This window comes from Pseudomonas sp. WT-JTC (genome assembly GCF_056711565.1).
In genome coordinates, this window is the sequence record NZ_CM160042.1 from 3,911,638 (window position 1) to 3,926,429 (window position 14,792).

14 protein-coding genes are annotated in these 14,792 nt (G+C 62.2%); 6 read left to right on the forward strand and 8 right to left on the reverse strand.

Translation table 11 applies throughout. The features are described 5' to 3' along the window. Positions 1-177 precede the first annotated feature (177 nt). The 6 genes from AC06G5_RS17750 to AC06G5_RS17775 form a co-directional block, all read right to left on the reverse strand. Complete coding sequence (locus tag AC06G5_RS17750; RefSeq protein ID WP_008017481.1) at positions 178-1,953, reverse strand: PQQ-dependent methanol/ethanol family dehydrogenase; 1,776 nt, start codon at positions 1,951-1,953, stop codon at positions 178-180. Positions 1,954-2,236: 283 nt separating this feature from the next. Then, positions 2,237-3,172, reverse strand: a complete 936-nt coding sequence (locus AC06G5_RS17755; protein WP_413704616.1) for a quinoprotein relay system zinc metallohydrolase 1 — start codon at positions 3,170-3,172, stop codon at positions 2,237-2,239. Between the two features lie 16 nt (positions 3,173-3,188). Then, a complete protein-coding gene (locus AC06G5_RS17760) occupies positions 3,189-3,950 on the reverse strand; it encodes a quinoprotein dehydrogenase-associated SoxYZ-like carrier (protein ID WP_480457815.1) in 762 nt (253 codons plus the stop codon). 9 nt (positions 3,951-3,959) lie between these two features. Beyond that, positions 3,960-4,835: a substrate-binding periplasmic protein gene (locus tag AC06G5_RS17765; RefSeq protein WP_480457817.1), complete on the reverse strand. Its 876-nt coding sequence runs from the start codon at positions 4,833-4,835 to the stop codon at positions 3,960-3,962. A gap of 3 nt (positions 4,836-4,838) precedes the next feature. Next, positions 4,839-5,300, reverse strand: coding sequence for a cytochrome c-550 PedF (pedF, locus tag AC06G5_RS17770; RefSeq protein WP_008017475.1), 462 nt, complete (start codon positions 5,298-5,300; stop codon positions 4,839-4,841). Positions 5,301-5,356: 56 nt separating this feature from the next. Beyond that, the gene (locus AC06G5_RS17775) at positions 5,357-5,521 is read right to left on the reverse strand and encodes a hypothetical protein (protein ID WP_480459940.1); all 165 of its coding nucleotides are present in this window, start codon (positions 5,519-5,521) and stop codon (positions 5,357-5,359) included. A gap of 157 nt (positions 5,522-5,678) precedes the next feature. Here AC06G5_RS17775 and AC06G5_RS17780 point away from each other — a divergent pair, with 157 nt between their 5' ends. The 6 genes from AC06G5_RS17780 to AC06G5_RS17805 all read left to right on the forward strand — a co-directional run bounded on the left by AC06G5_RS17780 (position 5,679) and on the right by AC06G5_RS17805 (position 10,873). After that, positions 5,679-6,863 carry an ABC transporter substrate-binding protein gene (locus AC06G5_RS17780; RefSeq protein ID WP_413704613.1) on the forward strand — a complete coding sequence of 395 codons (1,185 nt, stop codon included), beginning with the start codon at positions 5,679-5,681 and terminating at the stop codon, positions 6,861-6,863. A gap of 28 nt (positions 6,864-6,891) precedes the next feature. Next, a complete protein-coding gene (locus AC06G5_RS17785) occupies positions 6,892-7,851 on the forward strand; it encodes a YVTN family beta-propeller repeat protein (protein WP_480457820.1) in 960 nt (319 codons plus the stop codon). Further along, positions 7,848-8,579, forward strand: a complete 732-nt coding sequence (locus tag AC06G5_RS17790) for an ABC transporter ATP-binding protein (protein WP_480457822.1) — start codon at positions 7,848-7,850, stop codon at positions 8,577-8,579. The genes AC06G5_RS17785 and AC06G5_RS17790 overlap by 4 nt, the downstream gene beginning before the upstream one ends. Continuing rightward, positions 8,576-9,367, forward strand: a complete 792-nt coding sequence (locus AC06G5_RS17795; protein WP_413427953.1) for an ABC transporter permease — start codon at positions 8,576-8,578, stop codon at positions 9,365-9,367. Before AC06G5_RS17790 ends, AC06G5_RS17795 begins: the two co-directional genes overlap by 4 nt. A gap of 225 nt (positions 9,368-9,592) precedes the next feature. Continuing rightward, entirely contained in the window at positions 9,593-10,150 is a 558-nt protein-coding gene (locus tag AC06G5_RS17800; RefSeq protein WP_413428768.1) for a PQQ-dependent catabolism-associated CXXCW motif protein, read from the forward strand. A gap of 57 nt (positions 10,151-10,207) precedes the next feature. Then, positions 10,208-10,873, forward strand: a complete 666-nt coding sequence (locus tag AC06G5_RS17805; protein WP_008017467.1) for a response regulator transcription factor — start codon at positions 10,208-10,210, stop codon at positions 10,871-10,873. A gap of 112 nt (positions 10,874-10,985) precedes the next feature. On the opposite strand, the gene nahK is transcribed toward AC06G5_RS17805, so the two are convergent. Together nahK and nosP are read right to left on the reverse strand one after the other, a co-directional pair. Further along, complete coding sequence (gene nahK, locus AC06G5_RS17810) at positions 10,986-13,619, reverse strand: hybrid sensor histidine kinase/response regulator NahK/ErcS' (protein WP_413704612.1); 2,634 nt, start codon at positions 13,617-13,619, stop codon at positions 10,986-10,988. After that, positions 13,549-14,706 carry a nitric oxide-sensing protein NosP gene (gene nosP / locus AC06G5_RS17815; RefSeq protein WP_480457825.1) on the reverse strand — a complete coding sequence of 386 codons (1,158 nt, stop codon included), beginning with the start codon at positions 14,704-14,706 and terminating at the stop codon, positions 13,549-13,551. Before nosP ends, nahK begins: the two co-directional genes overlap by 71 nt. Positions 14,707-14,792 lie beyond the last annotated feature (86 nt).

Sequence of the window (14,792 nt, forward strand, 5' to 3'; positions counted from 1 at the left end):
CAGACGAATGCATCGTTGGCAGGAGGGGCTCTCGTTATTTGGTCGTAGATTCTGCACCGCCCCCTGTAGGAGCGAGCTTGCTCGCGATGGTCGTCAACGATAACGCTGGAAGCCTGACACCCCACGGCGTTCTCGGGTTCATCGCGAGCGAGCTCGCTCCTACAGGTTTGTGGTGGATCAGTGTTTGGCTACCAGGTCCTTGGGCAGCTTGAAGGTCCAGAGCATGCCGCCCTGGTTGAAGTCCTTCACCCGCTTGGCCACTTCGCCACCCCACAACGGTACGGCGCCGCCCCAGCCGGAGAGCACCGAGACATACTGTTCGCCGTCCATTTCCCAGGTCACGGGCGAACCGAGCACACCGGAACCGGTCTGGAACTCCCAGACCTTCTCGCCCGTCTTGGCGTTGAACGCCTGCAGGAATCCTTCAGGCGTACCGGTGAACACCAGGTTGCCCTTGGTGGTCAGCACCCCGCCCCATAGCGGCGCGTAGTTCTTGTGGCGCCACACTTCCTTGCCGGTTTTCGGATCGATGGCCCGCAACACGCCGATGTAGTCTTCGTTCAATGGCTTGATGGTGAATCCGGCGCCGAGGAACGCCGCGCCTTTCTTGTAGGCGATGCCTTCGTTCCAGATGTCCATGCCCCATTCGTTGGACGGTACATAGAACAGCCCGGTGTCTTGGTTGTAAGCCATCGGCATCCAGTTTTTCGCGCCGAGGAACGCCGGCGCCACGAAGACCGAACTGCCCTTGGCTTCGGAGCCCGGGGCACCGGGACGGCTGGCTTCGTTGTAGATCGGCCGGCCGGTTTTATCCAGGCCGGTGGCCCAGGTGATCTTGTCCACGAACGGGAAACCACGGATGAATTTGCCGTTGGTACGATCCAGCACGTAGAAGAAACCGTTACGGTCGGCAGTGGCCGCCGCCTTGATCTCTTTACCGCCTTCGCTGTAATTGAACGACACCAGCTCGTTCACGCCGTCGTAGTCCCAACCGTCGTGGGGCGTGCTCTGGAAGTGCCACTTGATGGTGCCGTCGTCTGGATTGAGTGCCAGGCGCGATGAAGAGTAGAGGTTGTCGCCAGGGCGCAGGTGCGAGTTCCACGGTGCCGGGTTACCGGTACCGAACAGCAGCAGGTTGGTTTCCGGGTCGTAATAGCCGCCAAGCCAAGGGGCCGCGCCGCCAGTTTTCCAGAGATCGCCCGGCCAGGTCTTGCCCGCCTCGCCACCGGAGATGCCGTTTTCCACCGCTTTGCCGTCCTTGTAGACGTAGCCCATATGGCCTTCGACCGTCGGCCGGGTCCACAGCAGGTCACCGTTTTTCGGGTCGTAGGCCTCGATCTTGCCCACCACGCCGAACTCGCCTCCGGCCACGCCGGTAATCAGTTTGCCGTTGATCACCAACGGCGCGGCGCTGATCGAGTAGCCTTCCTTGTGGTCGGCGACTTTCTTGCTCCAGACCACCTTGCCGGTGTCCTTGTTCAGTGCCACGAGCTTGGCGTCGAGGGTGCCGAAGATCACCAGGTCGCCATACAGCGCGACGCCACGGTTGATCACGTCGCAGCAGGGGCGTATGTCATCCGGCAGGCGCGCATCGTATTGCCAGAGCTTCTTGCCGGTGCGCGCATCCACGGCGAACACCCGCGAGTAGGAACCGGTCATGTACATCACGCCGTCCTTGACCATCGGCTGCGCTTGTTGACCACGCTGTTTTTCACCACCGAAGGAAAACGCCCATGCCGGTCGCAGCTCCTTGACGTTGTCGACATTGAGAATGTCCAGCGGGCTGTAGCGCTGCCCCTGGACACCCAGGCCGTTGGTCACGACCTGCTCGGGATTCTTCGGGTCCTGGAGAATGTCCTGGTCGGAAACCCCGGCCAATGCCTGGCCGGACAACAGCATGGCACTGAGCAGCAGGCTCAGGACGAAGGGCTGGCGACGTGCGGGTTGAGTCATGACGGCTTCCTCTGCAATTTTTGTTATGCCCGGAAAATTTTCCCGGTCTGGTGCAGATTCTTGGGCGCCGCCGCCCTGGCAACAATTGCCCGCAGTGTGGAGTTTTCTAGTTCCTTGGTAGCGGGTCGAGTGAGATGGACACTCGATTTTGTGAACGACACCGCCCCCTGTAGGAGCGAGCTTGCTCGCGAAAAACGTCAGACCACCGCGTTCATCCAGGCAGCTCGCGTTATCGTTAACGTCCATCGCGAGCAGGCTCGCTCCTACAGGGGATCTGGGTCGACTATTTGCTGGCGGAATCGACCCGGGTCATCTGCCCGCGCTCGTAACGCGGGTACAAATGGCTGACGCTGCGAATCAGTTCGTATCGGCTCAGGTTGATCCCGGCAAAACGTTCGGGGATGGGGCTGCGGATCATCTCGGCCATGTCGCTGCCATTGGCGGCGCCGTTGCGCATAAGCTGATCGAGCCAGGTCAGGTAATCGCGCATCTGCTCGAAGGGTCGTGGATCGCTTGCCACCGGTCCATGACCCGGCACGACCAGCGTCCAGGGCAAGTCTTGCAGGGCCGCGATATCCGCCAGCCACCGTGACAGCCCCGGACTGTTGGGCGTGGTCAGCGCCCGTTGATAAAACACCAGGTCCCCGGCAAACAGCACACCGGTTTGCTGGTCGAGAATAGCCAGATCCGCGCCCGTATGCCCACCCAGGCTCAGCAGACGCAAATCGTGATTCCCAAAACTTTTCACGCCGGGTGTCAGCACCTGGGTGGGCAATACCATTTCAGTGCCGCGCATCCAGTCGCCGACCATTCGATACAGGTTCTCGGTCATGGCATCGCCTTGCTGGTGCATCAGCCCGGTGGTGCCGGCCAAGGCACCGATCGGCACGTCGGTGAAGGCCTGATTGCCCAGCACATGGTCCGGGTGATGGTGAGTCAGCAACACCTGGATCACCGGCTTGTCGGTGGTGGCGGCAATCGCCTTGCGCAGCGCTTCGCCGTAACGCTTCGACGGCCCGCTGTCGATCACTACCACACCACGCTCGGTGACAATGAACGCGGTGTTGACGATGTTGCCGCCGTTGGCCTTGGCGAAATTATCCGTGCTGCCTTCCAGCAACCAGGTGTCCTGGGCGATCTGCCGGGGCTTGAGCGAGTACTCGAGGTCGGCCAGGGTCGGCAGACTGACGCACAACACCATCAGCAGTATCCAGCGCATGCCACGCTCCTTATGGTCAGGGAATTGATGCATCAAACACATTGCCGCTGTTGTCCCGTAAAAACAGGCTGGTTTGCCCTGCCCCTTCGATGTCGAAGGCCAGGTTGGGGTTTTCGCTGACGGCGGGAAACAACTCCAGCCGGGCCAGCACCTGGTCGCTGCGGTCGCGCAGCTCGGCATGGTTGATGAAGAATTCCGGAATGCCGCTGACCATGCCGTTGTCCATGGGATGGGCCACCTGCAAACGCAAACGGCTGAACTCGCCACGGGGATAGCGGCCGCCGAACACTTCGCCGATGTGCTCCTCCCAGCCCGACTGGCTGCGTACCACGCTCGGCGCGGTGCAGCCGCCACCCGCCGCGTCGATCAGGGTCGAACCGACGTGCCACAGGCCGTCACGGGTCAACACCGCCGCGCGCAAGGGTGTGGCCTGTTCGATGCGAATGCGCAACGACAGCCAGGGTAAAACGGAATCCAGCGGCTGGAAGTCGACGATTTTCGGCAAAGGGTTCAGCTCTGCCCAGGCGAGGATTTTCACCACCTCGCCATTGAACGCCCGGGCGTCGATTTCCAGCGGCACCTGCCGGGCATCTTCGGCAAACGGCGGCGCCAGCAACTTGACCCGATCATCGAAAACGAACGGCGCATTGCCAAGAAACTGCTTGTGATAGAACGTCCACATCACCGATGGCACCGGATCCTTGCCGGGATCGATATCGGCGGCCTGGGCCGCCAGGCTTAACCAGCAGGCCAACAGACAACTCCCTCGCCATTTCATCGCCAGCTCCTATTGATACATCTCGGGCACGTCGTAACGCAGGCCGTAATGGTCGTAGATGGCCTTCACCGAGCCCTCGCGGATCAAGCCTTCGAGCGCCTCCTCCACGGCATAGGCCAGTTGACGGTTGCTTTCGTGAACCGCCATGCCGATTTCCCAAAGCTGCTTGCCCATGTTCGGGTAGGCATTTTCTGCCAGTGCCACTTGCGGGTCGGCCGCTTCATGCACTTGCCAGTCGATCTCGCCGCGCATGGCCATCACCGCGTCGACCTCACCCGCCTTCATCGCGGCAAACGCCTGGGGCACGCCGGGATAGTGATGAGTCTTGCCGGCGAGCATGCCGTTGAACACCGAGGTCAGGTAGAACGACGGCACGCTGTCGACTTCGACGCCAATCGGGTGTTGCTCGAACACCGCGACGCTGGCGACCTTGTCCAGCCGCCGACGGTCATAGGCCACCTGCCATTGTTCGTTCTGGTACGGACCGAACATCACCACATGGCCGTTTTCCAGTTCGCCTAACTCATTACGCTTCTGCGCATAGTCATGGTCGTAGGGCACGCGCATCATCAGGTCGGCCAGTTGCTGATTGTGCAAGGCACTGGCACGCCAGATGTAGTCGCGCAGGTCGTCATCGAGCTTTTCCCCGGCCGGAGCCCAGATCAGCGTCAGGCGCACGCCGAGCGCCTTGGCCAGGGCCTCGGCGAGCTCGACATCGACCCCCTGGGGCTTTCCGGCGCGTTCAAAACTGTAGGGGGCGAAGTCCTTGTAGACCGCCACCTTCAGCTCCCCGGCGGCGATCATTTCGTCGTAGTTGCGAACCTGCGCCTGCGCCGGCTGGCAACACAGCCACAGAGCGCCGAGCAACACCGCGAGCAGGCGCATGGGTCACTCCTCGACGTGCACAGTGTCCAGATAAGTGCGCACCGCCCACAGAGCTTCCTGGCTCAGGTAGTCGGCCATCTTCGGCATGTACACCCGACCGTCGCGCACCGCGCCATGGCGTACCCGTTCGGCGAACCATTCATCGCCCGACTCACCGACATCGAGCATGCGCAAGTCGGGGGCGATACCACCGGACTTGGCTTCCAGACCATGACAGGCCGCGCAGTTCTGGGTATAGGCCGAGGCGCCGATTTCCACTGCCTTGTCATGTTCCGGGGCGGTGCGATAAGGGTTTACCGCAGCCCAGCCGTCGGCATCGAGTTGCACACCGGCGTCCTTGACTGGCGTCAGTCCCTTGGTTTCCACGGCCTGGGGTACCACGTTGCCGTGGGCCCACACGGAACCTGCGCTGATAAGACCGGCCAGCAGCCCGGTGACGAGCAAGGCGTTGCGTTTTGTTGTCATTGTTCTGCCCTCAGGATTGCACGCAAAACCTCTTGTCAGAGGCTATGGCGGTCATCTTAGAAAGCCCTGCGCACAGACCCCATGCTGCTTTGGTGGTCGCCACCTACTCCCTTGGTCGTAAGGCGATCGGTGGACGCCGGACGCGGGCCGTGGAGCCGGTCGACGCCGATCAGGGTCAGGATCAGCAGAAACGGCAGGAGCAGCGTTTTGACGATACGCATGGTCAATCCCCTCCAGATCAATGGCCGTGATTGCCCATGCTAGAACCGCGCCGAACGTGGCGGGCTACTACCTTGGTACTGGCCCTTCGGTACTTTCTGCATATTTTCACGTCACCACAGGCTTCCTATGCTGGCGCTACCGGTGATGGAGAGCCTTATGCGCCAGCTTGCCCCTTATGCCCTGATCTATCTGCTGGCGATTGCCTGCGCCGCCGGCCTGGCCACCCAGAGCCAGGCCGCCGATGCGCCCTTGCAGGTGCGCATCGGCTACCTGGGTTATCGCCCCGACCCTGGCCCGCTGCTGTCGAACGTCATTCCCGAACCCACCGATGCCGGCCTGCGCGGCGCCGAACTGGCGATCACCGACAGCAACAGCACCGGGCGTTTTCTCAATCACGGCTACAGCCTGACCAGCGCCAGCGTCGACAGCCCCGAAGCCTTGCTCGAAGCGGCGAAGGCCCAGCACGAACAGGGTCTGCGCCTGTTTGTGGTGAACGCACCTGCAGCCAGCCTGCAGCAGCTCAGTGCCGCACTGCCCGACAGCCTGCTGTTCAACGCCGGCAGCCCGGACGACAACCTGCGCACCACCGATTGCCTGCCGAACGTGCTGCACACCTTGCCGAGCCGGGCGATGCTCGCCGACGCGCTGGTACAGTTTCTGGTGCTGCGCAAATGGCAGCGCGCGCTGCTGATAGTCGGCCCGACGGCGGACGATCAAGCCTACGCCGCCGCCCTGCGCCGCGCCGCCAGGCGCTTCGGCCTGCAACTGGTGGCGGAAAAACCCTGGAGCTTTGATAACGACCAGCGGCGCAGTGCCCAGGCGGATATGCCGCTGTTCACCCAGACCGCCGAGTACGACGTGGTACTGGTGGCCGATGAACGCGGTGACTTCGGTGAATACGTGCCCTACCAGACCTGGTACCCGCGTCCGGTCGCCGGCACCCAGGGCCTGACCCCGGTAGGCTGGCACAAGACCGTGGAAACCTACGGCGCCGCGCAACTGCAAAAACGCTTCGAAGCCCTGGCCGGACGCTGGATGAACGACCGCGATTTCGCCGCATGGATTGCCGTGCGCAGTATCGCCAGCGCCGTGAGCAAACAGCGCCAGGCCGAGCCGATGGCGATCCGTGCGCTTGAAATCAGCGACCAGTTGCCGCTCGACGGTTTCAAGGGCCGCAAGCTCAGCTATCGGCCGTGGAACGGCCAGTTGCGCCAGCCGATTCCCATTGTCCAGCCCCGGGCGCTGGTCAGCACGTCACCCCAGGACGGCTTTCTGCACCCGTTCAACGAGATGGATAGTCTGGGTTACGACAAATCCGAGGTGAGCTGCCGCTTTCCCTGAACACAACAACTACAACAAGGACACTGCCATGCGCCGCACCCTGCTTTCATGCATCCTGCTGCTCGCCGCTGGCCAAGCCGTCGCCAGCACGGCCTGGGTCTCCAACGAAAAGGACAACAGCCTGAGCCTGATCGACATGCAGACCCTGCAAGTCACCGACACCCTGCCCGTCGGCCAGCGCCCCCGCGGCCTGCTGCTGTCCCATGACAACAAGCTGTTGTACATCTGCGCCAGCGACTCGGACCGGGTCCAGGTGATGGACGTGGCCACGCGCAAGATCATCAAGGAATTGCCCTCGGGCAAAGACCCTGAACAATTCGCCCTGCACCCGAACAATCGCTGGTTGTATGTCTCCAACGAAGACGATGCACTGGTCACGGTGATCGACACCGAAACCTCCAAGGTCCTCGGCCAGATCAACGTCGGCGTCGAACCCGAAGGCATGGCGGTGAGCCCTGACGGCAAGTGGGCGGTCAATACCAGCGAAACCACCAACATGCTGCACTGGATCGACACCAGCACCCAGACCCTGGCCGACAGCACCCTGGTGGATCAGCGCCCGCGCTTCGTCGAGTTCTCCCCGGATGGCGCGAAGCTCTGGGCCTCGGCGGAAATCGGCGGCACCGTGACCATTCTCGACGTGGCCAGCCGCAACGTCCTCAAGACCCTGAACTTCCAGATCAAGGGCGTGCACCCGGACAAGGTGCAACCGGTGGGCATCAAGCTCAGCGCCGATGGAAAATACGCTTTCGTCGCCCTCGGCCCGGCCAATCACGTCGCGGTGGTCGACGCCAGAACCTTCGAGATTATTGATTACGTGCTGGTGGGCCGACGGGTCTGGCAGATGGCGTTCACCCCGGACCAGAAGCAATTGCTGGCCACCAACGGCGTCAGCGGCGATGTCTCGGTGATCGATGTCGACAGCCTCAAGGTCAGCAAGTCGGTGAAGGTCGGGCGCTATCCCTGGGGCGTGGTGGTGACGCCATGAACGCCCTTGAAGTCAGTGACCTGAGCTTTGCCTACGGCACTCGAGAGGCCTTGCGCAAGGTGAGTTTCAACCTGCAACCCGGGCGTTTCGCCGCGTTGCTGGGGCCCAACGGCGCGGGCAAGTCGACCCTGATTGCCCTGCTGACCCGGCTCTATGATCTGCAGCAAGGCGAGATCCGCGTCGGGGGCTGTTCATTGCGCAGCGCGGCACGCCCGGCACTCAGGCAATTGGGCGTAGTGTTCCAGCAAAGCACGCTGGACCTGGACCTCAGCGTCGAGCAAAACCTGCGTTATCACGCGGCATTGCATGGCCTGTCCCGGCGCCAGACCGGTCTTCGGGTCGACGCCGAACTGGCCCGCCAGGCCCTGACCGAGCGCCGCCGCGAGCGGGTGCGTGAACTCAACGGCGGCCATCGTCGGCGGGTTGAAATTGCCCGCGCCCTGCTGCATGAGCCGTGCCTGTTGCTGCTCGATGAAGCCAGTGCCGGCCTCGACCCGGCAAGTCGCCTGGCGCTCAATCAGCACCTGCGCAGCCTGTGTCGCGAGGAGCGCATCAGCGTGCTCTGGACCACTCACCTGCTCGACGAAGTGCAGCCCAGTGACGACTTGCTGATACTCCATCAAGGCCGGCTGGTGGCCAGCGGACAGGCGGCTGCCCTGAGCCTGGAACACGGCGGCGACCTCGGTTCGGCATTCACCCGCCTGACGACCACAGGAGCCATGCAATGACAGCTTACTGGCAATGCTTCAGCGGCATCGTGCTACGCGAATGGCTGCGCTTCGTGCTGCAACGCACGCGGTTTCTCAGCGCCCTGGTACGGCCACTGCTGTGGCTGCTGGTATTCGCGGCCGGTTTTCGCGCAGCGCTCGGAATCGCCATCATCGAGCCCTACGACACCTACATTCCCTATGAGGTCTACATCATTCCCGGGTTGGCCTGCATGATCCTGCTGTTCAACGGCATGCAGGGGTCACTGTCGATGGTCTACGACCGCGAGATGGGCAGCATGCGCGTGCTGTTGACCAGCCCTCTGCCGCGCACCTTCGTGCTGTGCAGCAAGCTGCTGGCCACGTCACTGATTTCGCTGTTGCAGGTGTATGCGTTTCTGGCGATTGCCTGGATTTACGGCGTGCGGCCACCCGCCTTGGGTCTGTTGATGGCGTTGCCGGCCCTGCTGCTGGTGGCGTTGATGCTCAGCGCACTGGGCCTGTTGCTGTCGAACGCGATCCGCCAGCTGGAGAACTTTGCCGGGGTGATGAATTTCGTGATCTTCCCGCTGTTTTTCCTGTCATCGGCGCTGTATCCGCTGTGGAAGATGCGCGAGGCCAGCGAGTGGTTGTACTGGTTGTGCACCCTGAACCCGTTCAGCCATGCGGTGGAGCTGGTGCGCTTTGCCTTGTACGAGCGCTTCAATCCGCTGGCGCTGGCGGTGTGCGTGGGGCTAACGCTGCTGTTCACGCTGCTCGCTGTGCTGACCTTCAACCCCCAGCACGCCGCCCTGCGCAAAACCAACTGACTACACAGGTCAACTGTGGGAGCGGGCTTGCTCGCGAAGGCGGCGGCAAATTCAATAAATAAGTTGACTGACACAACGCTTTCGCGAGCAAGCCCGCTCCCACAGGGGGATCTTCATTGAGCAGGGTGAAATTACTACTTTAGTACTGGTTTCCCTGTCTATCGTCGCATTCCCAACGTCCCCCGACTGGCATGTAATAGGTCCATAACTATAAGGACCGAACCCATGCCGCGTGCCCGACGTCGCCTGTTGCGCCCTGCTCTCGCCGCCCTGTCGCTGAGCCTGTTGCTGAGTACTGCGCAGGCCGATACCGCGCTGTTCTCTGCCGACGGCTATCGCATTGGCCTGTACCGCAGCCCGACGCCCGAGCAGTTGCAAGGTGCAACCATCGTCGACACCCGCGCCCTGCAGACGCTGCTCAGCCAAAACCCGCGCCCGGTGCTGATCGACGTCTACCGCCGTCAGTGGCTGCAAGGGCAATTCATCGAAGACCAGCCCCATGAAAACCTGCCCGGCAGCCACTGGCTGGCCAATACCGGTGACGGCGACCTGACGCCCGCCTGGCAGGATTACTTTTCCCGCAACCTGAAGTCACTGACGGGCGGCGACCCGACGCAACCGCTGGTCTTCTATTGCCGCTCCGACTGCTGGTTGAGCTGGAACGCGGTCAAACGCGCAGCCATCATGGGCTATAAAACCTTGTATTGGTATCGCGATGGCCTGGACGCCTGGCAAGCGGCCAATCTGCCGGTTTCGCCAGCCAGCCCCGAACCCTTTCCCTGAAGCTTTACGCGTGCGTGTAGTTGCCACACCATAATCAAAATAATGAGGTGAAAGGCCATGTACAAAATTCTGATTGCCGACGATCACCCGCTGTTTCGCGAAGCCATTCACAACGTCATCAGCGACGGTTTTGCCGGCAGCGAAGTGATGGAAACCGCTGACCTGGACAGCGCCCTGGCACTGACCCAGGAACACGACGACCTCGACCTGATCCTGCTCGACCTGAACATGCCCGGCATGCACGGGCTCAATGGCCTGATCAACCTGCGTAACGAAGCGCCGACCATTCCGGTGGTGATTGTCTCCGCCGAGCAGGACAAACAGATCGTGCTGCAAGCCATCACTTACGGTGCCGTGGGTTTTATCACCAAGTCTTCACCCCGCGCACAGATGACCGATGCCATCCAGCAAATCCTCAATGGCAATGTCTACCTGCCCCCGGACATCATCCGCACCGCCAAAAGCAGCACCCAGCGGCGGATGAACGACACCCCGAGCTTCCCACCCGAACTGCTCCAGGCCCTGACCCGCAAGCAATTGCAGGTATTGGAGCGCATGACCAAGGGCGAATCGAACAAGCAGATTGCCTACACCCTGGAAATCGCCGAGACCACGGTCAAGGCCCACGTTTCGGCGATCCTGCGCAAGCTCAACGTGCACAACCGGGTGCAGGCGATCCTGAGTGCCGGGGATATTGATTTCGGGTCATACCTGCGGCGTTGAGTCAGAAAGACCGCGGCGCGCCTTTCGCGAGCAAGCCCGCTCCCACAAAGATTCAGGTGATCCTGTGGGAGCGGGCTTGCTCGCGAAGGGGCCAGCACCGACACCCGGAAAATCAAGGCCTGCCCAACAAATGACTCATCGCCGTCTTCAGCTTCATCGGCCGCACCGGCTTGTGCATCAGGGTGTGGCCCAGTTCACGGATCTGCTGCTTGAGTTCATTGCTGTAGTTGGCCGTGATCATCATCGCCGGGACCGGTGACGCGCGCCGGGCATTGATCCGGGCGACGGCGTCGACTCCGTTGCGGTCGTTGTCCAGGTGGTAATCGGCTATCAGCAAGTCGGCCTCGGCGTGGTAGTTGTCCACTTGCCGCGCCAGATCTTCCTCTGACAGCGCTGTCACCACCCGACACCCCCATCCCTCCAGCAAGGTGCGCATGCCGGCACAGATGGTCGCATCGTTGTCCAGCACCCATATCCGGGCACCGCGCAGGCGTTCAAGCATCGGCTCGCTCATCGGCAATGTCGGCGGCGGTTTCGGCGCAGTGGCGCTCAGCGGTACTTCGACCGAGAACATCGAGCCCCGACCCGGCCACGAGCGCACATGAATGCGATGCCCGAGGATGCCGGCAATTTTCTCGACAATCGCCAGGCCCAGGCCCAGGCCGCGATCCTGATCGGGTCGCTGCACATCGCCGCGCTTGAACTCCTGGAAAATCTCCTCCAGGCGATGCTCGGCAATGCCCATGCCGCTGTCCCAGACTTCGATCGTCAGGCACTGATGATGCCGCCTGCAACCCAGCACCACGCGACCACTGCAGGTATAGCGAATCGCATTGCTCAGCAGGTTGCGCAGAATGCGCGCCAGCAACTGGATGTCGCTGCGCACCAGCGCCGAACAACCGATGAAGTGCAGTTGCAGGCCTTCACTGCGCGCCACCTGGGTGTATTCGGCGGCCAGGTTGTCCAGCAGTTCGCTGAGGGCGAACGGCGCGACGTCGGCCTTGATCACCCCCGCATCGAGCTTGGAAATATCCACCAGGGTGCCCAGCAGGTTTTCCACGTCTTCCAGGGAATTGCTCACGTTGCGCACCAGGATCTCGCTGGACATCGGCTCGCGCCGTTCCAGCAAGGCACTGGTAAACAGTCGCGCGGCATTCAACGGTTGCAGCAGGTCATGGCTGACGGCCGCGAGGAACTTGGTTTTCGACAGGTTGGCCTGCTCGGCTTCCTGCTTGGCCTCGCGCAAGCGTGACTCGACCAGGCGGCGCTCATCGATCTCACGCAGCAACTGATCGTTGAGGGTGGTCAATTCCGCCGTGCGCTCGCGTACCCGCAGCTCAAGGTTCTGATAAGCCTGATGCAGCGCCTCGGCGGTGCGACGGCGTTCGGTAATGTCACGGATCAGCACGAAAATCCCCACCACCTCGCCACTGGCCAGGCGGTTGGGCACATAGGAGCGCAGCATGTAGCGCTCCTGGTCGTTGACGTTGGTTTCGGCGAACTCGAAGGTCACGCTCTCGCCCGCCAGCGCCCTGGCCACGTAGGGTTCCAGCCGCTGGTAATGCTGTTCGCTGTGCACTTCGCGCAGACTCTGGCCGAGCATCACGCCCCGGGGCCAGCAGTACCACTCTTCGTAGACCTTGTTGGTGAACTCGTAGACCAGATCGGCATTGAGGTAGGCAATCAATGCCGGCACGTGATCGGTGATCAGGCGAATCCAGTGTTCGCTTTCACTCAGCGCCTCGGCGTGCTGGTAGCGTTCGGTAATGTCGGTGAAGGTGTTGACGAAACCGCCGGTGGGCAAAGGATGGGTGCGGATTTCCAGGACCCGGCCATCGTACAGGCGCTGCTCGCATTCCCTTACCGGTCGGCCGTTGCCATCGCGACTGGCCGGGGTCAGCAGGTTCAACTCGCTGTCGGCGATCACCTCGGCAAACGGGCGATGGGCAGCCACCGGCGCCAGGCCGCTCAACTCCAGGAAACGCCGGTTCCACAGCTCCAGAATGCCCTCGGCGTTGACCATTGCCACCCCTTGGGACAGGTTGTCGACCGCCCGTTGCAACAGATGCGACTTCTGCGCCACCGCCTGCTCACGGCGCACGGTTTCGCTGAGTTTGACGTCGGTAATGTCGGTGAACAGAATCACCCGCCCACCTTCCTGGGTCGGCCGCTCGCTGACCTGCAGCCAGCGCCCGTCCTGCAGGCGGTAAAGCAGGTTTTCGTCGGCATGCCCGCGTGGCTCTTCGGTGAACAGGCCGTTGTTCATCATCAGGCGCTTGACCTCGGTCAGGCGCATGCCGGCGTTGATGCGCATCCGACTGCTGCTCCAGAACGCCTTGAAGCGACTGTTGAACAGCACGATGCGCTGCTCGGCGTCGAACAGGACGAAGGCGTCGGAAATGCTTTCGATGGCATCGATCAGGTGTTGATGCGCCGTTTCCGCGCGCAGGCGGGCTTCGCTGAGCAAATGATTACCAGCCTTGAGTTCCGCCATGGCCTGGTTCAGGGCATCGGTGCGTTCGCGCACTTGCTCGGCCAGCACCACCGAATGCTGGAATGCGGCGTACGGATCGTTGCCGCGGGTCACCCCGGACTCGACCCGTTCGATCAGCGCGCCGTTGATGCGCTGCAGTTTATGGTTTTCGAGGCGCAGCCTGGCCAGTTCGGCCTGCAGCTCAGCGATGTCCTGGGGCACGGCCACGGGCAATGGCAACGCCGGTGAAGGTCTGGTTGATGTGCATGCCATTGAACTGTTCTCCATAGGTGTTGAAACCCATCACCCGTTGCTCACGCAAAAACGTGCCGATCCGGTCAAGACTGCCGTCGTCTTCGAGTTCCAGACGCCGCAGGAAACAGTCGCAACCGATGGTCATCAGCAAATCACCCAGGCGCTCCTGCAACCCCTCGAACAGGCTCTGCAGGTTCGGCAGCATCGGGCCCGGGGTCATCGCGGTGAGGACGATGCCGTTTTCCACGGCGCAGTAGAAACTCAGGCTCAGGTCCGGATGCACCTGCTGGATGGCCCGCACGTAGTACTGCTGGTTGATTCGCACCGCCAGCGGGTGCGCGGCGAAGACCCGGTGATCAAGCTGCGCCACCGGCACGCCGATGTGCCGGGCGTACTCGGCGGCTGCCGGCTCGGCATTGAGTTCGAAGACCCGGCGCAAGGTGCTGTCGGCCCCGGTGACCACCAGCTTCTCGGCGCGGGGCAACACGTGGTGGGTGGTGAACACTTCGAAATCCAGCCAGGTATTGACCAGCACCACGACGGCCGCGCCGCTGTGAAACTCGCCATCGAAGTACACATGGGTATGGGTCAGGTAGTTATCGTCGCCGGCCGAGCCGCCGAAATGCGGAATGTCGCCCAATGCCGCGCTCAAGGCCGCCAGGACCATTTCTTCGCGGCTGGACAGGCCATCGAGCAAGGTCAGGGCAAAGCTGTTGCCCTTGATCGGGGCCAGGGTGTTGCTGCGACAGCCACTGACCAGGCGCTCGACCATTTGCTGGGCGTCGATCAGGCTGAAGTGCTCCATCTGGTCGATCAGCTCGATCGCGATGGAAAAGTGCCGGTGATCGAAGCCCACCGCCGTCACGCAATTGCGCCCGTAGCCCAGCGGGGTGATCTCCCCGGCGCTGGTGCAGCCCACCAGGCGAATGCCGCCGAAGCTTTGCTGCAAGGCCTGGCCCAGTGCCTGCAAGTCGTACTCGGCGGAACAGAAGAACAGCACGAACCCCAGGTGCGGATGCAACAACTGTCCTGCCAGTTCCTGCGCGACCTGCCGGGCATCGGTGGCCTGGGACATTGCACTGACGACGCCTTCGCTCTGCTGCATCCTTACCTCCCGCTGGTGCGTGTGTATGAGGTACGAGTGTACGAAGTCTGTGGGGGGCGACGAATGCTACTTGGGTAGCGGGTAGC

Coding starts and splice junctions, on each gene's coding strand:
- nahK (WP_413704612.1), bottom strand. CDS start 13,619: ATGGCATGCACATCAACCAGACCTTCACCGGCGTTGCCATTGCCCGTG.
- AC06G5_RS17755 (WP_413704616.1), bottom strand. CDS start 3,172: ATGCGCTGGATACTGCTGATGGTGTTGTGCGTCAGTCTGCCGACCCTG.
- nosP (WP_480457825.1), bottom strand. CDS start 14,706: ATGCAGCAGAGCGAAGGCGTCGTCAGTGCAATGTCCCAGGCCACCGAT.
- AC06G5_RS17780 (WP_413704613.1), top strand. CDS start 5,679: ATGCGCCAGCTTGCCCCTTATGCCCTGATCTATCTGCTGGCGATTGCC.
- AC06G5_RS17765 (WP_480457817.1), bottom strand. CDS start 4,835: ATGCGCCTGCTCGCGGTGTTGCTCGGCGCTCTGTGGCTGTGTTGCCAG.
- AC06G5_RS17760 (WP_480457815.1), bottom strand. CDS start 3,950: ATGAAATGGCGAGGGAGTTGTCTGTTGGCCTGCTGGTTAAGCCTGGCG.
- AC06G5_RS17750 (WP_008017481.1), bottom strand. CDS start 1,953: ATGACTCAACCCGCACGTCGCCAGCCCTTCGTCCTGAGCCTGCTGCTC.
- AC06G5_RS17805 (WP_008017467.1), top strand. CDS start 10,208: ATGTACAAAATTCTGATTGCCGACGATCACCCGCTGTTTCGCGAAGCC.
- AC06G5_RS17785 (WP_480457820.1), top strand. CDS start 6,892: ATGCGCCGCACCCTGCTTTCATGCATCCTGCTGCTCGCCGCTGGCCAA.
- pedF (WP_008017475.1), bottom strand. CDS start 5,300: ATGACAACAAAACGCAACGCCTTGCTCGTCACCGGGCTGCTGGCCGGT.
- AC06G5_RS17790 (WP_480457822.1), top strand. CDS start 7,848: ATGAACGCCCTTGAAGTCAGTGACCTGAGCTTTGCCTACGGCACTCGA.
- AC06G5_RS17800 (WP_413428768.1), top strand. CDS start 9,593: ATGCCGCGTGCCCGACGTCGCCTGTTGCGCCCTGCTCTCGCCGCCCTG.
- AC06G5_RS17775 (WP_480459940.1), bottom strand. CDS start 5,521: ATGCGTATCGTCAAAACGCTGCTCCTGCCGTTTCTGCTGATCCTGACC.
- AC06G5_RS17795 (WP_413427953.1), top strand. CDS start 8,576: ATGACAGCTTACTGGCAATGCTTCAGCGGCATCGTGCTACGCGAATGG.